Origin of the sequence: Shewanella nanhaiensis, assembly GCF_019457885.1 — a bacterium.
GTDB classification, from domain to species: domain Bacteria; phylum Pseudomonadota; class Gammaproteobacteria; order Enterobacterales; family Shewanellaceae; genus Shewanella; species Shewanella nanhaiensis.
Map to the genome: position 1 here is coordinate 73,914 of NZ_JAHZST010000013.1, position 23,306 is coordinate 97,219.

Annotated in this window: 16 protein-coding genes; 9 read left to right on the plus strand and 7 right to left on the minus strand. The window is 44.0% G+C overall.

All coding sequences use genetic code 11. The features are described from left to right. The first annotated feature begins 23 nt into the window (after window positions 1-23). The 5 genes from K0625_RS16920 (at window position 24) to K0625_RS16940 (ending at window position 7,666) form a co-directional block, all read left to right on the plus strand. The gene (locus K0625_RS16920; RefSeq protein ID WP_220110771.1) at window positions 24-2,057 is read left to right on the plus strand and encodes a chemotaxis protein CheA; all 2,034 of its coding nucleotides are present in this window, start codon (window positions 24-26) and stop codon (window positions 2,055-2,057) included. A 48-nt stretch (window positions 2,058-2,105) separates the two neighbouring features. Continuing rightward, window positions 2,106-2,657 (plus strand): chemotaxis protein CheW, encoded by a 552-nt coding sequence (locus tag K0625_RS16925; protein WP_220110772.1) that lies wholly within the window; start codon window positions 2,106-2,108, stop codon window positions 2,655-2,657. Window positions 2,658-2,680: 23 nt separating this feature from the next. Next, window positions 2,681-5,662 carry a methyl-accepting chemotaxis protein gene (locus K0625_RS16930; protein ID WP_220110773.1) on the plus strand — a complete coding sequence of 994 codons (2,982 nt, stop codon included), beginning with the start codon at window positions 2,681-2,683 and terminating at the stop codon, window positions 5,660-5,662. A gap of 39 nt (window positions 5,663-5,701) precedes the next feature. Beyond that, window positions 5,702-6,544 (plus strand): CheR family methyltransferase, encoded by an 843-nt coding sequence (locus tag K0625_RS16935; protein WP_220110774.1) that lies wholly within the window; start codon window positions 5,702-5,704, stop codon window positions 6,542-6,544. 99 nt (window positions 6,545-6,643) lie between these two features. Continuing rightward, window positions 6,644-7,666, plus strand: a complete 1,023-nt coding sequence (locus K0625_RS16940; RefSeq protein WP_220110775.1) for a protein-glutamate methylesterase/protein-glutamine glutaminase — start codon at window positions 6,644-6,646, stop codon at window positions 7,664-7,666. Between the two features lie 16 nt (window positions 7,667-7,682). Here the strand turns inward: K0625_RS16940 and K0625_RS16945 are convergent, their stop codons facing one another. After that, window positions 7,683-8,711: a polysaccharide deacetylase family protein gene (locus K0625_RS16945; protein ID WP_220110776.1), complete on the minus strand. Its 1,029-nt coding sequence runs from the start codon at window positions 8,709-8,711 to the stop codon at window positions 7,683-7,685. Between the two features lie 24 nt (window positions 8,712-8,735). Here K0625_RS16945 and K0625_RS16950 point away from each other — a divergent pair, with 24 nt between their 5' ends. Further along, window positions 8,736-10,070 (plus strand): MATE family efflux transporter, encoded by a 1,335-nt coding sequence (locus K0625_RS16950; RefSeq protein ID WP_220110777.1) that lies wholly within the window; start codon window positions 8,736-8,738, stop codon window positions 10,068-10,070. Window positions 10,071-10,409: 339 nt separating this feature from the next. Here the strand turns inward: K0625_RS16950 and nfuA are convergent, their stop codons facing one another. After that, window positions 10,410-10,988 carry a Fe-S biogenesis protein NfuA gene (nfuA, locus tag K0625_RS16955; protein WP_220110778.1) on the minus strand — a complete coding sequence of 193 codons (579 nt, stop codon included), beginning with the start codon at window positions 10,986-10,988 and terminating at the stop codon, window positions 10,410-10,412. A 229-nt stretch (window positions 10,989-11,217) separates the two neighbouring features. Here nfuA and K0625_RS16960 point away from each other — a divergent pair, with 229 nt between their 5' ends. Beyond that, window positions 11,218-13,764, plus strand: a complete 2,547-nt coding sequence (locus K0625_RS16960) for a M14 family zinc carboxypeptidase (RefSeq protein WP_220110779.1) — start codon at window positions 11,218-11,220, stop codon at window positions 13,762-13,764. Window positions 13,765-13,769: 5 nt separating this feature from the next. Here K0625_RS16960 and K0625_RS16965 read toward each other — a convergent pair whose 3' ends face one another. Next, the gene (locus K0625_RS16965; protein ID WP_220110828.1) at window positions 13,770-14,528 is read right to left on the minus strand and encodes a ComF family protein; all 759 of its coding nucleotides are present in this window, start codon (window positions 14,526-14,528) and stop codon (window positions 13,770-13,772) included. A gap of 123 nt (window positions 14,529-14,651) precedes the next feature. On the opposite strand from K0625_RS16965, the gene bioH reads away from it, so the two are divergent. Both bioH and K0625_RS16975 read left to right on the plus strand, forming a co-directional pair. Then, window positions 14,652-15,428 (plus strand): pimeloyl-ACP methyl ester esterase BioH, encoded by a 777-nt coding sequence (bioH, locus tag K0625_RS16970; protein WP_220110780.1) that lies wholly within the window; start codon window positions 14,652-14,654, stop codon window positions 15,426-15,428. A 61-nt stretch (window positions 15,429-15,489) separates the two neighbouring features. Continuing rightward, entirely contained in the window at window positions 15,490-15,999 is a 510-nt protein-coding gene (locus K0625_RS16975) for a hypothetical protein (protein ID WP_220110781.1), read from the plus strand. On the opposite strand, the gene K0625_RS16980 is transcribed toward K0625_RS16975, so the two are convergent. The 4 genes from K0625_RS16980 to K0625_RS16995 form a co-directional block, all read right to left on the minus strand. Next, the gene (locus K0625_RS16980) at window positions 15,992-17,962 is read right to left on the minus strand and encodes an LTA synthase family protein (protein ID WP_220110782.1); all 1,971 of its coding nucleotides are present in this window, start codon (window positions 17,960-17,962) and stop codon (window positions 15,992-15,994) included. The two genes, K0625_RS16975 and K0625_RS16980, sit on opposite strands and share 8 nt — an antisense overlap. Window positions 17,963-18,144: 182 nt before the next feature. Then, window positions 18,145-20,493, minus strand: coding sequence for a Tex family protein (locus tag K0625_RS16985; protein ID WP_220110783.1), 2,349 nt, complete (start codon window positions 20,491-20,493; stop codon window positions 18,145-18,147). A gap of 195 nt (window positions 20,494-20,688) precedes the next feature. Beyond that, entirely contained in the window at window positions 20,689-21,054 is a 366-nt protein-coding gene (locus K0625_RS16990) for a hypothetical protein (protein WP_220110784.1), read from the minus strand. 200 nt (window positions 21,055-21,254) lie between these two features. Further along, window positions 21,255-23,054 (minus strand): thiamine pyrophosphate-binding protein, encoded by a 1,800-nt coding sequence (locus K0625_RS16995; RefSeq protein WP_220110785.1) that lies wholly within the window; start codon window positions 23,052-23,054, stop codon window positions 21,255-21,257. Between the last annotated feature and the right edge of the window lie 252 nt (window positions 23,055-23,306).

Genomic DNA, 23,306 nt, shown 5'->3' on the forward strand with positions numbered 1-23,306 from the left:
GGACCTATCGGTGGCAACTAAATATGGAAATAGATCTTAGTCAATTTAGCCAGGTGTTTTTTGAAGAGAGCTTAGAAGGGCTGGAAAGTATGGAGTCTGAACTCCTGAAACTTGAAGTCAATCAGCCCGATGATGAATCCATTAACACCATCTTTAGAGCTGCCCACTCTATTAAAGGCGGTAGTGCAACGTTTGGTTTCACTCAAGTTGCTGACTACACTCACCTACTTGAGACACTTCTCGACGAAATAAGAGATGGTCGCCGTCAGATGACGACTGATCACCAAGATATGTTACTTCTATCGGTCGACCTATTACGCAATATGATAGACGCGTTAATGCGTAAAGTTGATTTCGAAGACCCTTTACTAGCACAGCTAGAAACGAGGTTTACTTCAGCCCTTGCACAAAACTCATCAGACTCGGAAGAGGAGCATAATTCGGCAGAATCAAGCAGTGAGGAGAGTACCCCCAGAAACACGACTTGGATAATTGACTTTCAACCAGGCATAGACATTCTGAGATGCGGTAACGACCCAAGTTTAATGTTTAATGAGCTAAGACTTCTAGGTGAATTAGAGGTTATTTTAGTCGACTCCACACTCCCCGACTTCTCTGATATGGACCCTGAAGCCTGCTATCTCCATTGGCAGCTTACCTTAGTGACAGACAAGCCTTTAGAGCAGATAAAAGAGGTGTTCGAATGGGTCGAAGATGAATGCACAATTAATTATCACCAAGAGACAGATACACAGGTTAAAGAGCAAGTTGAAGAGGTAGGAGCTCCCGCTACCATTGAGACATCTTCTAGCACAGAGGTTATTGCTAAACCTAAGGCTGTTGCACCAGCAAAGACACCTGATGGGGGCTCAATTCGTGTCAGTATCGAAAAAATAGACCTTCTTATCAATATGGTCGGAGAGCTAGTCATAACGCAGGCAATGCTTGGCCAAATAGGCCAGCAAGATACGATCGATGAGGAGTCCCTACTTTCAATGAAACAGGGACTAGAACAGCTAGCCTCACATACCCGAGATCTGCAAGAAAGCGTTATGCAGATCCGTATGCTCCCCATCAGCTTCGCCTTTAACCGCTTTCCTAGGCTCGTTCGTGATATAGGTCAGCAGCTAGGAAAACAGGTCGAGCTCATTCTCAAAGGGGAGGACACCGAGCTAGATAAAACTGTGATGGAAAAAATAGTCGACCCTATGGTTCACCTTGTCAGAAACTCCTTAGATCACGGTCTTGAAACCCCTGAAGTCAGAGTAGGTAAAGGTAAGCCTGAACAAGGAAGCATCACCCTCAACGCTTTTCATCAAGGCGGTAACATCATCATAGAGATCATTGATGATGGGGCTGGGCTCGACACCCAGCTTATTCATAAAAAAGCGATCGATAAAGGATTGGTAACTGAAGATGAAGAGTTGAGTGAAGATGCCATTCATCAACTTATCTTTAAAGCAGGATTTTCAACCGCAGAGGCAGTTTCTGATCTCTCAGGCCGCGGCGTCGGCATGGATGTGGTTCGCCGAAATATCCATGAACTCAATGGCACGATAGAGCTTAAATCAGTTAAAGATAAAGGAAGTCGCTTCACAATTCGCTTACCTCTGACCTTAGCTATACTTGATGGACAGTTAGTGAGAGTTGGAAAACACACTTATGTCGTTCCCTTAGTGTCTATTCATGAGTCTTTACAAGTTGAAGAGCAGAGAATTAATCGCATCAGCGAGAGTCACGAACTGATCAGACTCAGAGAAGAGTACCTTCCAGTCGTTAAAGTATTTCAAGAGTTTGGGCACGAAGCAGATTTTCAAGAGATCAGAGACGGCTTAGTCATGGTGGTGGACTCGAACAACGAGAAAATAGGTCTACTTGTTGATGAGCTTCTTTCACAACAACAGGTTGTCATCAAAAGCCTAGAAGACAACTACAGCAAGGTACCTGGTGTATCAGGTGCAACTATTTTAGGTGACGGTACTGTGGCTCTTATTATCGATATATCCGGACTAGTGGCATTAGCCGGAATAGCTAATATGAAAGAACATGCAGCTTAAAACAGGAATGGATATTTAAAACGTATTCAAGGATTGACGGAGCTTGATATGACACAAACAACCCAACAAGAACAAGCCATTATAGATGATATCAGCCAGCAATACCTAACATTCATCATGGCTAGTGAAGAGTATGGGGTAGATATACTTTCGGTACAAGAGATCAGAGGTTGGGAAGCTACAACCATCATCCCAAACTCCCCTAGCCATGTTAAAGGGGTTATCAACCTTAGAGGCACTATCGTTCCCATTATCGATCTAAGGCAGAGATTCGGCATTGAAACCTTAGAGTATGGGGCAACCACAGTGGTCATTGTTGTCAAAGTTGCTATCGCTAGTGATCACAAGGTGATCGGCATAGTTGTCGATGCCGTATCAGATGTGTTCAGTGTTAATCATAGTGATGTTCGCTGCGCTCCAGATTTTGGTGATGAGACAGATCTAGGCTTTATAAAGGGACTGACCAACACTGAAGATAAGATGGTGATTCTCTTGGATATTAACAAGCTTCTTGGCAGCGAGATACTGCCTGAAGCATCTCAACTTTCTAACCTAATTCATAATATCGATGCTCAGCAGCCACAAGTGGTCAATGAATAAACTGATATAACGAGGATAAACGAATGGAAGCAAACTACGCCAACATATCAAACACTAAAACCTTACCGATTGCAGGTTTGGTGGTCAGTGCTATTGCCTTAGCCTTATCCTTAGCGGGACAAGCAACAAGTTGGATAGCAGCAGCTCAGGTTCTCGCTATCTTATTAATTGCTGCCGGCCTAATAAAGTTAAATCAGTGGCAAAAGCAAACAGATCAAGCGCTCAATGAGGTCAGCAACGCCTTACTTAATAATGAGCCTCCGCACTTTTCAGATATCGACTTGCCTAGCTGGGATCTACTGACAAGTAGAATAGAGGAGTTGCATCATAAAAGGCAAAAAGATGAAACGACCATCAAGGCACTAGATGTCTGCCAAGCTAATGTCATGATGGCTGACGCTGACTTTAACATTGCTTATATGAATGACTCAGTCACCGAAATGCTTAGCCAAAATGAAAAGACACTCCAAAAAACCTTATCTAATTTCGATACGAAAAACCTTATTGGTAAAAGCATCGATATGTTTCATAGCAACCCTGCTCACCAAAGAAGAGTGCTAGAAAGCCTAAACAGTAGTTATGAGGCAAACATTGAAGTTGCGGGCTTAAAGTTTAACCTGATAGCCAGTCCTATTTTTGTAAACGGAAAACGCACGGGGACTGTCGTTGAGTGGCAGGATATGACAGAAAAACTAGCCAAGGAGGCTGAAGAAAAAAGGATTACAGCAGAAACAGGCCGCGTAAAACAAGCACTAGATGTATGTAAGGCCAATGTCATGATGGCGGATGCTAACTACGACATAGTCTACTTCAATGACTCTCTGAAAGAGATGCTAACCGAAAATGAACGCACTCTGCAGGAGAGCCTAAGTAAATTCGATATGTCTACACTTATGGGCTCCAATATCGATATCTTCCATAAAAACCCAGCTCATCAACGAGGTATGCTAGATAGGCTCACCGATACCTATGAAACAGATATTGTCGTATCCGGCCTTACTTTTAGCTTAACAGCAACCCCAGTATTCGATAAGGGGAAACGAACAGGAACAGTAGTCGAGTGGCAAGATATTACCGCAAAACTCGCTAAAGAAGCCGAAGATAAACGCTTAGCAGCAGATACTGGAAGGGTCAAACAGGCACTTGATGTCTGTAAAGCTAACGTTATGATGGCAAACTCAGATTATGAGATCATCTATTTCAATGATTCACTTAAGGCCATGCTTTCCGATAACGAGCGTAGGCTACAGAAGACGCTAAGCCGATTCGATATGTCTACACTGATGGGATCTAATATCGATATATTCCATAAAAACCCCAGCCATCAACGTAACATGTTAGATAAACTCACCAGTACCTATGAAACAAGCATCAAGGTTTCAGGCCTAACCTTTAATTTAATCGCGACCCCAGTATTTAATAACGGTGAACGAACAGGTACGGTTGTCGAATGGCTAGATGTAACGGCTAAATTAGCCAAAGAGGCTGAGGAGCAGAAGCTCGCAGCAGAGAATACACGGATTAAGCAAGCCCTAGATAGCGTTTCAGCTAATACAATGGTAGCGGACGCCGATCTTAATATTATCTATATGAACAACGCTGTATCCAATATGTTTAGAACAGCACAAGCAGATATAGTAAAAGATCTGCCTAACTTCGATGCTAACAATCTCATAGGCGTCAATATAGATGGTTTCCATAAGAATCCGAGTCATCAGCGTAATCTATTAGCAAACCTTACCAGTACCTATTCAAGTCAGCTAAACGTTGGAGGACGTACCTTTAAGGTTGTTGCCAACCCAATAAGAGACACCAACGGCGACAAGATTGGCACAGTAGTAGAGTGGACAGATCGTACCGCTGAAGTAGCGATTGAACATGAGATAGACACCATCATATCTGCAGCAGCTGCTGGTGACTTAAGTCATAGAGTGTCTACCGATGGTAAAGAGGGTTTCTTCCTTAATCTATCCAATGGACTTAACCGTCTAGTCGGTATTGCAGATAGCGTTATCTCAGATGTGGTTAACATGTTTGACGGCCTTGCTAAAGGCGACTTAACCCGCCAGATAAACGGAGATTACGATGGACAGTTCCGTAAACTGCAAACAGATGCAAACGCGACAGCATCGAGGCTAACAGAGGTAATAGGAGGCATTAACGAGTCAGCTAATACGGTGACATCTGGTGCCGAAGAGATAGCCCAAGGTAACTCAGATCTTAGTCAGCGAACCGAAGAGCAAGCAGCCTCTCTCGAAGAGACAGCATCGAGTATGGAGGAGATGACGGCCACTGTAACCCAAAGTGCCCAAAATGCGACACTGGCAAATGAGTTAGCTCAGGAGGCCAATACTAAAGCAGATCATGGCGGTAAGGTTGTAGAGCAAGCTGTGACAGCTATGGAAGCCATTAATGACTCCAGTAAACGTATCTCAGATATTATCGGTGTTATCGACGAAATCGCATTCCAAACTAACTTATTGGCACTAAACGCAGCAGTCGAGGCCGCAAGAGCTGGTGAGCAGGGACGAGGTTTTGCCGTCGTTGCCGGAGAAGTTCGAAATCTAGCACAGCGAAGTGCTGGAGCCGCTAAGGAGATTAAAGAGCTGATACGCGATAGCGTAGGTAAAGTCACAGATGGTACTCAACTGGTGAATCAATCGGGAGAAACACTGCAAGACATAGTACAAGCCGTCACAAAAGTGGCAGATATGATAAGCCAAATTAGTATTGCATCAGATCAGCAGTCCTCAGGCATTCAGGAAGTTAATAAAGCAATTTCTCAAATGGATGAGATGACTCAACAAAATGCAGCACTGGTTGAAGAGGTATCTGCTGCTGGGGATGCTATGGCAGAGCAGGCCCGTAATATGAAGACTCAGCTCAGCTTCTTCCAAGCTAAAGAGCAAACGAGTTCAGGCCTCACTTCAGCGCCACTAGCATTAGTTTCTGGCGATTCCCATGGCAACCTCAATATTAGTGATGAAGAGTGGAATGAATTTTAGGAGAAGCAATTGGAAATCATAGATGAAAAGGAGTTTTCTATGACGAAGGCAGACTTCGAGTTTATTCGAAGTCTTGCCTACGAAAATACAGGGATAGTATTACCAGAGAGAAAAAAACACATGGTGTATTCACGACTAAGTCGTCGTCTACGCCAGCTAAATTTAAAAGACTTTACTCAATATTGCTCTTTTGTTTCAAATACTCCCGATGAACGTATTAACTTTATTAATGCATTAACAACTAACTTAACCGCATTTTTTAGAGAGGGGCATCACTTTGACTACTTAGAACAAGTTGTCATTCCTGAGTGGCAGAAGAAAAGCAAAAAAAGACTCAGAGTTTGGTCTTCGGCATGCTCTACGGGAGAGGAGCCCTACAGTATCGCCATGACACTGGAAAAACACTTTCCTATATCTCAATGGGATCTGAAAATTTTAGCGACCGATCTCGATACCAATGTGCTTGAAAAAGCCTCGATTGGAAGCTACTCCAGGGATTCTGTGACAAACTTGCCGGCCCGACACCTTGATAAATATGTTCGCCACACAGCTGATAATCAACATATACAGATGCGATCAAGTATTCAAAAAATGATCCACTTTAAACAGCTCAATTTGTTAGAGAACTGGCCAATGAATGGCCCTTTCGATGCCATATTTTGTCGCAACGTACTCATCTATTTTGATAATGAAACAAAACAAAAAATTATCGCAAAATTCAGAAAAATGCTGGGGCCACAAGGATATCTATTTATCGGACACTCGGAAACATTAGTGAACATTTCTGAAGAGTTCGATCTTATAGGGCAAACAATATACAGGCCTTTAGGGCATGGTGGTAAGAAATTGCTTAAACCCAAATTATCTGCGCACCACCTTTAAGATATTAAGCCTTGGACATTCTGCATCTAAGCTCCAAAAGGAATGAAATCCCTCAAACAGAGCTCTTTGTGCGGCATGATTCTAAAAAAGGAATACATTATGATAAAAGTCTTAGTCGTTGATGACTCACCATTAGTAAGACAACTACTAACTCACTTACTAAGCGACGCCCCAGATATCAAGGTTGTCGGTACAGCAGAAGATCCTTACGAAGCAAGAGAACAGATAAAAAGGCTGCATCCAGATGTGCTAACTCTGGATATAGAGATGCCGAAAATGGATGGGATCGCTTTTCTTAGAAATCTGATGAAACTTAAACCTATGCCAGTCATCATGGTTTCAACCCTCACAGAAAAAGGTGCAGCAGTCACCTTAGAAGCATTATCTATCGGTGCAGTAGATTTTATTTTAAAACCTAAATCAGACCTCACAAGCAGGCTAATGGAGTACAGAGAGGAGCTGATTGAAAAGATTCATTTCGCTTCCAAAAGCACTATTCGACCACATACGCCAATACCTAAGCCAAGTAGCGCTAAACAGAAGTCAACCTATTCACGAAATAAGGTGATCGCTATAGGTGCATCAACTGGTGGAACCGAAGCCATTCAGCGCTTAATCTGCCAACTCCCACACGACATATCCCCAATCGTTATCGCCCAACATATCCCAGCCGCCTTTAGCACCTCATTTGCTAAGCGCCTAAATAGTAATGCAAGCATGACAGTCATTGAGTCTCAAGGTGGGGAGCTACTAAAACCGGGTACAGCTTATTTAGCACCTGGTAGTGCGCACTTGATAGTAGAAAGGAAGGGAATGTCTCTTTATACCAAGCTACTCGATACAGACCCAGTTAATCGCCATAGACCCTCTGTTGACGTGCTTTTTGATAGTGTCGCTGAGTCGGTAGGTAAATCTGCATTAGGGGTTATTCTCACAGGAATGGGCAAAGATGGCGCCAAAGGTTTACTTAATATGAGAAATAAGGGCTCTTTCACCGTGGCTCAAGATGAAGCTAGCTCTGTCGTTTGGGGAATGCCAGGTGCAGCGGTCGATATTGAAGCCAGCAGTGAGATCCTACATATAGATAGGATCCCACAAAAAATTCTATCCCTATTAAAATAAGCAGATAAAGATACTTTTATTCACTGGCACTTCTTACCCAAGCCTGTGAAAACCAATAGTAACCAGTTCTACTTTTACTGGGTACCGTACAGTTGTAGCGGGATCTTCCAACAGGCAGATCTAATTCGGCCCGTATACTAAACTCATTCCCACTGAGCCAAAGTGGCGCTTTAGCGCCTTGACCTTGGATATAACACATCATCTGATGTGGATAGATATCATTGATATCCAAAGTCACTTTCAACTCAGGTCTCCAGTGACCACTCTTCAACTCAGGATCGCTCATATTCTGCGATAAAACGGGCATATTTAAACTGTGTAACTTTACTTTCAGGCTAGTTAAATCCGCGTAGACTCCGGCAACAGGAAATCGAGGCAGAGCAGTAAGCGATGAGTAGTGTCCCGCAGCCCCAGATTGCTGGCCCAAACCAATAAAACCATTGCGTGTAAGCATTGACTCAATCGCTTGGTTATACTCCCCATACGGATAAGCTAACATCTTATGGTTTTGACCTGTCGCTAACGATATCTCCCGCTCCGTCTTTAAGATATTCTCCTCCACTCTAGCAAGCCACTGCTCCTGCGTCTCTCCTTCGAGCTTTCGAATCAAGTGTTCATGAGCCCAACTATGGTTTGCAATTTCAGCTCCCTCCTTCGACAATGCAACAAGCTCCTCCCAGCTCATCATCTCACGATACTTTGCTTTTATCGGCTCAATCGAGACAAATAAGGTGTAGGGAAAACCATATTCCTTTAAAATAGGGTGGGCTGTTTTGGCGATACTTCGATAGCCATCATCAAAGGTTATCACCACAGTTTTATCAGGAATCGCCTGCTCTCTTTTTATCGCATCTACAACCTGAGAAAGCGGTTTAACAATAAAATCATTTTCAGCTAAATACTGCATCTGCTCACGAAACTGTTCCGGTGTAACACTGGTAATGGCAGGTGTTGATGCTGAAACATGGTGATACTGTAAAATCACAGCGGCCTGCGCTGAAAAACAGATCATTGCAGACAGAATTACTAGCATGCTTTTAAACATAAAATATCGAACCTCTGAGATAATATGCCCCCTGTTGAACTTCTATTAAACAAACAGAAAAACAAACAGTTATTGGCACTCGCTCTGCCCATGATATTGTCCAATATCACAGTCCCTTTACTTGGGCTTGTGGACACGGCTGTAGTGGGCCATTTAAGTAATGCCTACTATCTAGGCGGTGTAGCTGTTGGATCAACTATCATCACACTTATACTGTGGATGTTAGGTTTTTTGAGAATGGCGACAACAGGCTTAGTCGCGCAGTCCTTTGGTGCGGGAGATACACAAACCCAATACAAATTGTTACTTCAAGCGGGAAGTTTAGCGCTTATTTTAGGTGTAACTGCTGTAGTACTGCAACTCCCCATTCTCAATGGTGCATTATCACTCACAGATGCTAGTGCAGAGGTCGAACGCTATTGCCGCGAATATTTCAGTATCAGGATCTGGTCAACCCCATTTGCACTGCTCAACTTGGTTCTTTTAGGCTGGCTACTTGGCAGGCAACAACCTAGAGCCGCAATGTGGCAACTCATTGTTGCCAACTTAGCCAATATAGGGCTCGATGTTCTATTCGTTCTAGGTTTAGGCTGGGGAGTCAAAGGTGCCGCACTCGCTTCTGTTTTTGCCGATATGGCAGGTTTCCTTGTCGCCTTTACCATGATTTATAAAGAGCTAAATAAAATAGGAAACTTCAAATTTTTAGCGCTATGTAAAGAGTTGAACATCAGCAGTTATCACAAACTACTGACCCTTAATGCTGATATATTTATTCGCAGCTTATGTTTGCAACTATCTTTTGCCTTTATGACATTTCAAGGCGCTGGATTAGGAGATAAAACCGTTGCAGCAAACGCTGTGTTACTGAATCTATTACTGCTTATCTCCTACGCGTTAGATGGTATTGCTTATTATGCTGAAGCGGAAGTTGGCCGCGCTTATGGCCAGAAAAACAGAAAATTAATGCAGGAGAGCGTCACTTTAGCCTGGCTCTGGTCTGGGATTTCCGCAGTCTTATTCACGCTACTTTTCGCCTTTGGAGGAGAGAGTATTATCAAGCTGCTAACCAGTATCGAAGATGTGAGATTAGTCGCTAGTGAGTTTCTTTTCTGGGTAGTACTGCTTCCGCTACTCTCATTTGGCTCCTATCTTTTTGATGGCGTATATATCGGAGCCGCTAAGGGCAAGGTCATGAGAAACAGCATGATAATATCCACATTTGGGATATTTTTCCCCGTATGGTTTCTGCTGCAAGATAATGGTAATCACGCCCTATGGGCAGCCATGAGCGCGTTTATGCTGGCAAGAAGTCTGACGCTAACACTTCACTATCGATACCGCTTAAGTAAAATTATCTAATACCAATTACATTAAGTATGTAATCAATTCAGAGTGCCTCAGGGTTTTCTATTCAAGGCGCATTGGCGAGGAAATGGTTACTCCCTTTTAAGTCAATGCAAAGCAGAAGAGGAAATCCTGAGTCGCTCACATAGTGCGGGGTTCAAAGCACTTTATGCTACGTTTGGGGCTTTAGATATAGAATAACTATTAGCTTCAATCCCCAGCCTTGCCTACAGCGCTTTGAACTCCCGCTGAATGGTCAGATACTTAATGCAACTGGTATAACATCTTCGTAACGCAACAAAAAAGCGAGTGGACATAATATCCACTCGCTTTTTTATTTATCAAAACTTGAATTTATTGGTATGAGTGATCGCCAGCTTGATGCTCTGTCGCATCTTTAACGCCTGTTAGCTCACCTGGGAACATCTCAAGCAGCTGCTTTTCGATACCATCTTTCAGTGTCACATCTACCATAGAGCAGCCATTACAACCACCACCAAACTGCAGGATAGCGATCCCCTCTTCTGTCACTTCAAGCAACATGATATTTCCGCCATGGCTAGCAAGCTGAGGGTTAATTTCAGACTGAATCACATACTCGATACGTTCATTAAGCGGCGCATCTGAAGAGACTTTGCGCATCTTCGCATTTGGCGCTTTTAGCGTTAATTGTGAACCAAGCTGATCGGTAACAAAATCGATTGTGGCATCTTCAAGGAAAGGCGCTGATTTCTCATCGACCATGGCATTAAAACCGTTATATTCAAACTCCATATCGTCGGCTTCAACAGCATCAGGTGGACAATATGAAACCCCACACTCAGCTGTCGCTGTACCAGGGCTAATTACGAATACACGAATGTGAGTTCCTTCAGGCTGATCTGCTAACAAGTTAACAAAATGGGCCTGAGCGGCATCGGAAATGGTGATCATTAAGACAAGCTCCGTCAGGTAAAACTTGAGTGTTTTAGTATGGATTGCTCATATGATACTCTGACTGAGTTCAGCTTTGTAGTCCTCAATTAAATTGGTTTACCCTTTTTATTGAAAGAATTACGCAGTAAAGCCCTCCTAGCTTACACTTATTATCGATAATATTTATGGATAAAATAGCACCTAAATGCTAATTTAACCTTATATTACAAGTATAAAGATACTCCCCATGCTAAGAGCTCTGCTTTATTTTTTTGCGGCCAGCTATCTGTTCGTTACCTTGCCATCTGCATTTGCAGTTACCACTCAAAATTTGAGCTCAGTCTCAAATTTGACGCCTATCTCAGGGTTAACGTCACCTGAAGCATTTCTTGGCTACCCATTAGGAAAGTGGCATCTAAGGCACGATCAAATAAACTACTACTTAAAGCAGCTCGCAAGTGAAAGCGATAGATTATCCATTGAACACACTGGTGAAAGCTTTGAACAGAGACAACAATTAACAGCCGTTATCACCTCAAAATCAAACCAAGCGCATTTAGATAAGATCCTTGCTAAACGTAAAGAGGTTAAATCAGGAAAAAAACAGACTGGCCCCCTCATTATATGGTTGGCATATTCGATACATGGAGATGAAGCCAGCGGGGCTCATACCGCCTTAGCCTTAAGCTATCTACTCGCCAGCAGTAACGACAGCTGGGTAAAGCAACTTCTCGATGAGACGGTTGTGCTTATCACTCCGACCCAAAATCCCGATGGCTTTGATCGTTTCTCTAACTGGACCAATAATTACCGCGGTCAGGTCGATGTCAGTGATCCTCGCCATAAAGAGCATAAACAGAACTGGCCAACAGGAAGAACCAACCACTATTTCGCCGATCTCAACCGTGACTGGCTATTTCTACGTCATCCTGAGTCTCGTGGTAGGGTTGCACTCTTTCACAAATGGCAGCCACACTATGTTGGTGACTTCCATGAGATGAATAGCGATAGCAGCTACTTTTTTCAACCGGGAGTTCCTGAAAGAACCCACCCTCTCACCCCGGAGAAAAACCAGCAATTAACGGAAAAGCTCGCTCAGTTTCACCGTCAAGCACTCGATAACGAGGGCCAGGAGTACTTCAGCCGCCAAGTATTCGATGATTACTTCTATGGCAAAGGCTCCACATACCCAGATATAAATGGCTCAATCGGCGTCCTATTCGAACAATCAAGCCCTAAGGGTCAAGTTCAGAACACTGGTAATAGTGAACTAACCTTAAATGATGCCATCAACAACCATTTTGCAACCTCTATATCAAGCTTGAAAGGCGCTTTGGCACTCAAAGCTCAGTTACTTGATTACCAGAGTCAATTCTATCAAGGAAGAGACAAAGCAAAGCAAAAGGGCCGCCAAGCAGGCTACTTAATTGGTGCAAACGAAAACAGAGCTAGAGTCAAAGATCTAGAAGATCTGCTCAAGCAACATCAAATCACCTTCTACTATCTGACTAAGCCAGTAACTCAAAAAAATAGAGAGTTTGCCGTAAATGGCAGCCTGTTCATTCCTCTCAACCAAGCACAAAAAAGTTTACTGCTCGCTATGTTTGATAACCGTAAAGAGTTTAACGACCCTACTTTTTACGATGTATCAAGCTGGAACATAGAGGATGCCTACGATCTGGATATGGCAAGAGGGGTCAAACTCGATATTGATGTGTTATCGACAGAGCCTCCAGTGCTAGATAAATTAACACTCAAGCCTGAAGCTGCCGCACTGCTTATCAATTGGCAACAAGATTCGGCAGCGAGCCTACTTGAGCAGCTCCTCCAGCAAAACATTCATGTGAAGTTTGCAGCTAAGCCTTTCAGTATCCATATTAACGGTAAAGAGCAACATTATGCTGCTGGCAGCTTACAGGTTCCGCTCAAGCAGTCAAAAACCTCCTTTGAGGAACTCAAAAGCACCATCACAGAGTTTCAACGACATCATCCGATTAATATCACCTCGGTTAACAGCAGTGCGAGTCGTTCCGGGATCGATTTAGGCAGCCCAGATTTTCACTTAATTAAGCCGGTTAAACCTTTAATCATCACAGGTTATGGCGTTGATGAGTCTGAAGCTGGAGAGCTTTGGTACTACCTAGATACTAAGCTTGGCGTACCCACTACCTTAGTTGATGCCACACGCGTGTCTCAAATTCCATTGAATGAGTATACCCATGTGATCTTACCCGGTGGCCACTACTCCTCAATGAGTGAAGTACTTGCCAGAAAACTGGGACAGTTTGCCAGTAAAGGAGGCGTCGTTATTGCTCAAAAGGGCGCATTAAGTTGGCTTAACAAGAACCACTTACTTAAAGCCGATCTTAAAGAATCTCGGTTTTTTAAACTGCTTTTTGACAGCAGTGACTTAAGCTTTGGTGACAAAGATACTCTATCGGCTCGTCAATCTATCGGCGGAGCAATACTCGAGCTCAAGCTCGATACTAGTCACCCACTTAGCTTTGGTTTACCAGATTCAAAACTGCCCATACTGAAGAATAAAGCCTTAGGACTTGAAGACAGCTCCACACCATTTAGCCTAGTTGCTAGGTACGCCGAGAAGCCACTTTTAAGTGGTTATCTTGCTAAAGAGTATCAAAGGAGCTTGTCTGAGAGTCCCGCGATATTGGTTGAGCCCAGGGGTAAAGGAGCCGTGGTACTATTGGCCGATAATTTGATGTTTAGAAATATCTGGCTAAGCTCAGAGAAAGTATATGCTAACGCCCTCTACTTCATTCCGGTCTTGAACTAGTTTCATCAATCCAACAGCCCCGGTGCTTCAGCTCTTGCTAAGCACCAGACCTGTACATGGATATGCCGTTTTTCGAGTAAACTGGCTATCTCCTTAGCCGTTGTACCCGTTGTCACCACATCATCTATCAAAGCGACTCTCTGATAGGGAAGATCATCGGCAAGCCTAAACGCCGATAAGAGATTATGACGCCTCTGCTTTCCGGTCAATCCAGCTTGGGATCTTGTATCCACAACACGCTCAACAGCATTCGTTACAATGGGAATATTGAGCCGTTTATCAATTTCATTAGCAATCAACCAAGCCTGATTAAAGCCTCTCTTTCTTAATCGCTTAGCGTGTAGCGGTACAGGTATCAATACCTGAGGAAATTGCAGTAAGTTTAACTTTTCCATCTCTCGAACTCGACGAACTAAAGCTTGAGATAGGATAGGAAGCGCTGCAAATTGAGATTGGTATTTCATCGCGCCAATCCACCTTCCTAGCCCTTGATGATAACTACATGGAGCAATAACACTCAAAGGCTGACTCTTAGTACATTGGCCGCAAAACTTTGTTTGAAGTTGCATTGAGCAACCGCAACCTTGGCAGATTGGTTGGTGGTATAACCCACTGCGCAAACACGCAGAGCAAAGACCTCTAGATGGTAGTGAGACGCTTTGATGGCACATCAAGCAACGATTCGGTAAACTTGCAGAAACCCACTGCATGATCTTGATAAAGACAGATGAAAGTGGCCAGTCTCGAATTAACACAGATTTCATTGAAGAGATACGCAACATAAGCTGGCCCCATAGAGATATGAGTCCTGCACTCATCTTCTGCTTCATAGGCTCATTTTCCAATATAAAGATTAACAACAACTTGAGAATCAGGAAGCCCGCTTAATGAGTTCGAGCTTACACATAGAGTCGATTGGCCAAGGTCAAGAGCTCGTCATCCTTCATGGTTGGGGAGTCAATAGTTCGGTCTTCACTCCGCTACATGCGTCCCTATCTCAGTATAGAGTCCACTATGTCGATCTGCCCGGTTTCGGCCACAGCGACGCGATTGATGGCGATCTGGATGATTGGGTTGATGCCATTATTAATCAAGTCCCTAACACAGCTATCTGGATAGGCTGGTCTCTGGGTGGTTTAGTCGCGACTAAAGCGGCCTTAAGATTTCCCGAGCAGGTCAAAGGGTTAGTCACCATCGCCTCCTCCCCCTGTTTTATGGCGCGTGAGGATGAGTCTTGGCCAGGGATCCCTCCTCAAGTGCTATCGCAGTTCTCAACTCAACTGCAACAAAATATCGGTAAAACAGTCGAGCGCTTTCTCGCGATCCAAGCCATGGGAAGCGCAACAGCAAAAGAGGATATAAAACAACTAAAGGAGCTGGTTCTTTCTCGACCTCTACCCAAGGACTCAGCCCTAGCTCAGGGGTTAGAGATGTTGGAAAACATAGACCTTAGAGCTCAACTCCCCCAAATAGAGCAGCCTTGGTTAAGGATCTGGGGCCGACTAGATGGACTCGTCCCCAGGAGGGTACCGCCATTGATGCCTAACCAACAGGTGCACTTTAGCGATCTCATACTCCCAAAAGCTTCACACGCACCTTTTCTATCCCACAGGGATGAGTTCCTTGCAGGACTTAATGATTGGCTAGACAAGGTGATCACCTAGTATTTCTTTATCTTCGACCTAAACAAGGTTATTATTTAACCAGAGGTCGGAGATAAATATTATGTTAGTCGTCACCAACTACCCCAATGTGCCCATAGCGACAACTAATGCCGCTACCGACGCTGCGCGCACAGATAATCTCCAAAGACCTCCCGTGATCCCGCCACAAGAGATGACCAAAGGTCATGAAGAGCGCCCCTTTACTCCTCAGCATGAACGTACTGCACAGCACGCGGACGTGCTTGCAAGATTAAATGAAAAGAGTCAGGGAAAGCAGCAAGGCACCGGGCAACAGCAAGAGGATGCCAAACAGCAACAGAAGCAGACACAACCACAGCAAGCCTTAATGGTTAAAGACCTCCTCAAGGGAAAACCTGCCCTGCAAAGGCGGGATATTCGTAATAATCAGTACGAGATGAGTGCAAATAGAGATGAAGGCGGCAAAGAGACGAGAACACGGGTTCTCGATCAACCTTCAGAAGTTTATCAGATGTTTGGCCAACACATTGAAGCCTTCTACCAAGAGCAGACTAAGCCTGTCGCTCAATCTGCAATCTCAGCCTTTATCTAAGAGTAACCAGCTCGACGTCATCAGACGCCACACGATACAAGCCTTTTTGATAAGCCATACTTCCCCATAGCGCCCAACTTTTTGCAGTTAACTTCATCTCATCACTCTGAGGAGATTTCGATAATAGCCCAGTTTTTGAGTAATATTTAAAACCAGCAGGCTCACGATCAGGCTGTAAGATCACGACATCATCGCCTCTAAGGTAAGCCATGTTCTTATCATATTGCATCAAAGCACGACCGGGCCAATCTTCACTGGTCTGGGTGAGATCACGACCTAACATAGGATAGCTGCATGAGATCCCCATTAGAGAGATCAAAGTGGGGGCTAAGTCTATCTGACTAACAACACGCTGATCATGCTTTATCCCAACTCCCTCTCCCAGAATGATCCCTGGGATCCTAAAGCGTGGAATAGGCACTAAACTCGCACCACCGACTCGACTATCATGATCGGCAACCACAAGAAAAATGGTATCTTTCCAATAGTTAGATTCTTTAGCCAGTTTAAAGAACTCACCGATCGCATAATCTGCATACTTAGCCGCATTATTACGTGTCTGTTTTGGCTGCTCATACAGTTCAATACGCTCATTTGGAAACTCAAATGGATCATGATTACTCGAACTAAATACTAAGCTAAAGAAAGGTTTACCCTCCTTATGGAACTGCTCAAACTCACTGTTAGCTCTTCGCATCAGATCTTCATCTGATACCCCCCAAGAACCAACAAAAGCAGGGTTTTTATAATCATTTTCATCGACAATATCACTAAAGCCATTACCTAAGAAAAAACTCTTCATATTGTCAAAATGGCTTTCACCACCATAAACAAACTGAGTCTCATAGCCGTGATTTTTAAGCAAAGCCGCAATTGAGAAGAAATCATTTTGGCTCTTACCCAGTTTAACAACAGAGCGCGCTGGTGTTGGGGTAAAGCCAGTGACAACTGCTTCAATGCCTCGCACAGATCGTGTCCCTGTGGCGTAAAGGTTTTCAAATGACCAACCTTCCTGAGATAAGCTGTCTATATTCGGTGTCAATGGTAATCCACCTAAGCTTCCAACAAATTGAGCCCCTAAGCTCTCCTGCAAGATGATCACAAGGTTTTTCGGTTTACCTTGATACGTGGCTTGATTAAATGACATGCTAGGTAAAACTGTAGAGGTAAAGGCTTCAGGCAAGCGTCCACTGTCGCGGCGAATATTATCAATAACCACTTGCTCATCCAGATAACCATAAATCTGAGATGCATTAGCCTCATTACGCATCTGATCGATTGCAAAAACCAGTGAGTAAGCTGAATTGATCACTAAGGAGTTCACCAAAGGATCTTCATTGAATGCTACCATGGCAGGGTTTAACGGGCGGTGACCTAAGGTGGATCTTGCTCCTAGTAGAGTAACAAGGATAACGGCTAGGGCGATAACTGGACGCAAGAGCAAACCTGGGTAACTAACCTTTTTAAGTAGCGCCCCACTTAGCCTCCAACCTCCCCACAAGGTCAATCCACTAATAACCCCTCCTAAGATAAGCTCAAACTTGCGGCCACTCCACAACATGGAGAGCACCTCTTTAGGGTAGATAAGGTACTCGACATAGAGCCTATTTGGGCGAAACCCATACTCCTCAATAAATGACGGCGTTGATATCTCTAAAAATACAATCAACCACAAGCCCAAGGTTAACCATATTCGTAGGATACTTTTCCAGGCTCTACCAAGAGTATGATCGCCAGAGAAGATGGCTGTCCCCAATGCCGCAACGCCCCATAACCAACATAAGCTAGCAACGTCGACTCGCAGACCCTGAATCAAGAGATGAGACCAGCCATCAACCGCTGCGACACGCTCAGCCTGCCATATGCCTAAGCCAATACGACTCAATGTTAGAAACAGTAACGAGATAAAGCAGAAGGTGAGAATTGAGCGAAATGGCCCTAAATAAGACAGTGAAGTACGCATTTTTTAGATGTCCTGAATAGTTTTCGACTCTCTCTGGAGTCCTAATAGCTATATCAGACACATTTAGAAACATTTAGTTCATACTGTATACCAAAAACATCATACTTTTTACTTATGCATTGCACGTGATACAAAAATGCCGAAGTACTAACTCCGGCATCTCTATGCTTTCAAAAAGGAAACTACTTCTTTAGCTTGGCAAAAGCATCAGCAAAGGCATTTCCCATGGCTGCATTAGCAGGTTGAGACTTCTGTTTAGCTCGGTGTTGAGGTTTACCGCCTCCATTTTGAGTCGGCTTGCCACTCGTCGTCTTAGAGGTTGCACGATTCGTGGACTTTTCACTAGGCTTCTCATCAAGACGCATACTTAATGCAATACGCTTACGCTCAGCATCCACCTCCATGACTTTCACTTTAACCACGTCACCGGCTTTAACTATGGTATGGGGGTCGCTCACGAACTTATCTGTTAACGATGAGATATGCACCAGCCCATCTTGATGAACTCCCACATCCACAAATGCACCAAAATTAGTCACATTTGTCACTACCCCTTCTAAAATCATCTCAGGTTTTAGATCGCTAACCTTCTCAACACCCTCTTTAAACGCAGCGGTCTTAAACTCACCACGTGGATCTCTACCTGGTTTATCTAACTCAGCTAAGATATCAGTCACCGTTGGCAGACCAAATTTTTCGGTAATAAAGTCGGCAGCATTGACGCTTTTAAGCAGCTCACTGTTCCCCACTAAGCTATCAAGGGCTTGCCCTTTCGCCGTGGCGATAGCGGTTACCAGAGAGTATGCTTCAGGGTGAACCGATGAGCCATCTAGCGGATTTTTTCCATTCAAAATACGTAAGAATCCAGCCGCCTGCTCATAGGCTTTAGGGCCAAGTCGGGCAACTTTAAGCAGTTGCTTACGCTCAGTAAACTCACCATTGTCATCGCGGTAGGTCACAATATTTCTTGCGAGTGTCTTATTAAGTCCAGCAACCTGAGTCAGTAATGGCGCCGACGCCATATTCAGATCAACCCCAACACTGTTTACGCAATCTTCGACAACACTTTCAAGTGATAGTGAAAGTTGGCTTTGACTGACATCGTGTTGATACTGGCCGACACCGATAGATTTAGGTTCGATCTTAACCAGCTCAGCGAGCGGGTCTTGCAGACGTCGTGCAATCGAAACCGCGCCGCGAATAGACACATCGAGATCTGGAAACTCATCGGCAGCAAGCTCAGAAGCTGAGTAAACCGATGCTCCCGCTTCGCTCACCATGATCTTGGTGATCTTAGGGAGTTCATCTCTGACAGCAGCGATAAGCTCACCCGCCAGTTTATCCGTCTCTCTTGACGCCGTGCCATTACCCACAGCGATCAGCTCAACTTTATGCATTTTTGCCAAGTTGGCTAAAGTACGAACAGACTTATCCCACTGATTTTGAGGCGCATGAGGGAAAATTGTCGTGTGGGCGACTAATTTGCCCGTGTTGTTGACAATTGCAACCTTCACTCCAGTTCTTAGACCAGGATCTAACCCTAATGTCGCCTTAGCTCCCGCTGGGGGGGCCATCAAGAGGTCGCCCAAATTACGGGCAAATACATTGATCGCTTCAGATTCTGCCAGTTCACGCATCTTAGCGATAAACTCATTCTCCATCTGCAGGGCTATTTTTATGCGCCAAGTGGCTGTAACCACAGTTTTCAGCCAAGCATCGACATCACCAGCTCCAAGGTTAAGCTTAAAGTGGTCAGCAATAATCACTTCACAGTAACTACCACGTTTAGATTCATTACTGGGATCAGCATTCATGCTCAAACTAAGTACGCCTTCGTTACGGCCCCTAAGCATTGCAAGTGCACGGTGAGATGGGATCTTAGTTAACTTTTCCGTATGCTCAAAATAGTCACGGAACTTAGCCCCCTCTTGCTCTTTCCCTTTTGTGACGCGACTTTCCAGCACTGAGTTCTCAGTAAGATGTCGTCTCACTTTCTGTAGCAAAACAGCATCTTCAGCAAATCTTTCCATCAGGATAAAACGAGCACCATCCAACACCAGCTTTGTATCAGAAAAACCAGCTTCAGTCTGAAGATATTTGCCAGCTTCAGCTTCTATATCAGCGTCTCTATTACCAAGTAGCAGATCGGCTAATGGCTCGATACCCGCTTCAATGGCAATCTGACCTTTAGTACGGCGCTTTGGTTTATAGGGCAGATAAAGATCTTCCAGAAGCGTCTTACTATCAGCATCAAACAGGGCTTTTTTCAACTCAGGAGTTAACTTACCTTGAGCATCGATACTCGACAGAATCACTTCTCGCCTATCATTAAGATCACGCAGGTAACTCAAGCGACTATTTAAAGTACGTAACTGAGTATCATCTAATCCACCAGTCGCCTCTTTACGGTAACGGGCGACAAATGGAACCGTAGAGCCATCATCTAAAAGAGCGATAGTGGCGGAGACCTGTTGCTCACGAACATTGAGTTCTTGAGCTATGATTTGGGCGATATTTTGCATCATTTGCATAGGAAGTAGTGTCGAGCCTAGAGTAAAAAACGTAGTGGCGCCCAAGATAGCACAGCCAATATACCCAAGCCACTTGGAAATGCAGGATTGAGTACCTGCTGAGTGACTGAGTTCAAAGTATCAAATGTCAAATTTCAGACCGGTATAAGCAGGATAAATCTATGCTTATTCGTCACCTATCAATAATAGGAAGAGTTAATGATAGCCATCATCGCCAATCAGTCTTCTGGCCCGTTCAATATCAAGCAACTCTATCGGTTCTGAAAGATAATAGGGAAGTTCAATAGGCTTACTGCTCAGTTTCACCATCTTTCCTTCCAACAGGCGTTCAATCACAGAATCTAAGGTATCCGCAAGCCCTTGAGGAACGGTTTGGTACTGGCTCCCTATATAATCAATCAACTCATTTAACGTATGACGACCATCGGCTAATGACAATGCAATCCCCATCCAGCCCTCAAGTGGTGTCCTCTCTTGAGGGTTATCTATATCCACCAGCGATACTTGATCGCCTTGGCGAGTAAAGATCACAGTACGGTAAAAATACTGAGCCTTATCCATACTTTTGTTCCTCTTAACCGTTCTACTTCACGCCTATTAATCGAAATAAAATAACAATCAGTGAAATTCATCTTTATTGTTTAATCTAAAAACAGTTAACTTCTGCCTAAGTAAACAATAGACCACTACATTAGCACTCTTTACTAGAGGGCTATTTTGATAAACATCAAGGTTAAACAGCTTAATCAGTTACTTTTTACCTACTGACAAAGCCTACTCCATACAGCAGTGCTCATCTCCTCCCCATTTTTGAAACCTATATAAGTATTCAGCTTTTTTGTGATTTCACACTGATATTCATCTGCTACCGATACAGGTACCTCAATCAGGTGTAACCCTCCCCGTTTTACACTTTCAACCAGAGCATCAACAAGCTGCTCAGCTGTTCCACATAGGTGTCCTTGCCCCCCATATGCTTTAATCAACAACCTCGGTTCAAACTCAATATCATTACACTCATAGATAGGGGCATCCCCAGCCTTCCCGAGATGAAAAATATTATTTCGCATATAGAGAATAGTGACATTAGCCCTCTGTTTCTGAAGGTTAATTAACTCATTGGCCTGAAAATTAAAACCACCATCACCTATCATAACCAGTATGGGTTGCTCGCTTCCTACCTCGGCAATTTGATCAGCGACAGCTCTGGCATAGGGAAGTGCAGTACCCATGGCCGCATACCAAGGGTTAGCGAGATAACTACGGCCTATATCACTGGCCAACACAGTTAACTCGAAGCTGGCAAACAAACTGCTCCCCACTTCTGGAAGGAAGATAAAAGGTTTAGTTAGCCGACTCTGTGCCCCATTAATGCTTTGGGCTAAGTTATGGTATCCAAGAGCTTCAGACTTAAAAGGGAGAGAGTTGCTGTTATCACTACAGCTAAGTGTAAGGGTTTTAGACGTTATACTATCAGGCTGTAACTCCCTCAGAAGCTCAAGCACAGCTTCAATATCTAACTCCCACCTAGCCGTACCTTTCAACATGGTCTTATTGTTGTGGCTATCTATCTTATGGGTTCCACTATTAAAGGCGTTGTTGGTATCAGAGGGAGAAATAGCCGTCCCTAGCTCTAATACATAATCGACCTGCTCCTCAATATAATGCTTATTCTCAAGCTCACTAAATACACCGTTATAACTCCCCAAGCACAGAGACTCGGCCTCATTTAACATCCCTTTACCAAACCAAGTCGTGGCATAGGGAAGCCGGTATCGATGACAAAAGTTCACTATTTTCGATAGTAAAGAGGGATTTAGCCTTAATTTCTCTCCGAGGAACACCAGAGGAGCTCTCGAACTCATCAGTTTGCGATGGATCTCTAAGGCAATGTGCTTAGCCCCACTAAGATCCAGCATCTGATTAACTCTCAGCGCCGTCAGTGAGCTAGGCAATCTCAATGCTTGAGTGGGTTGCATGGTTAGATCCCTTGGGATCTCGATAAAAACAGGCTGACGATTTTGATAAGCATAACTGATTAACTCAAAACATTGCTCCGCCGCAATATTTGGCTGGCCACTGTGCCTCTGTCCCTGAAGCCGCTCTGCACGTAGACCTAGCGCCCGAAATGCATTAAGCGCAGCATCAAGATCCGTATGCCAGGCTGTATGGGGATGAACAGAATGGTGAAGTGCCTCGCTATTCACTTCCCCCTCCCCTGGAGCACCAGAGATGAAAACAACTGGCAATCCCTCCGTTCGAGCAAGAGCTGCTGCCGAAGTACAGGGCAAGCTACCGACTGTATATGTCGTCAAACACACACCCAAAGTATTTAGTTCAGCCTGGGCGCAAGCACTAAAACCTGCATGCATCTCATTACTTGAGGGTAAAACCTGAAGATGCTCATCAAGAGCGTTAATCAAGTTAGCGACAAAATCGCCTCCTACACCATAAACTCTTTTAACACCAAAAAACGCTAAGATCTCGCCTAAACCACTTCCCAGCAGAGGCAAGCTATTAGCGTAATCATCGCCAAAATTATCGTTAATCTTTCCTGACACTGGCAAACCCTATCCATCTAATTGAGTAATTAGCCAGTAGACTAGAGAAGTGGTTAAGGGAGGTTTTGATCAAGATCATTTTTCAAAAAATGACAAAAGAGTCAGAGTTGTACACTCAGGTATACAGATGAAACTTAAGAGCCAGATCGCCATAGGTGAAGGCGTAGATGCAAATTTACACTGTCCCCCATATCTGGGGGCCAAGTAAAATTATTTGAACTTGGTAGTAGAGCTTTAACAACTCTCTATTTT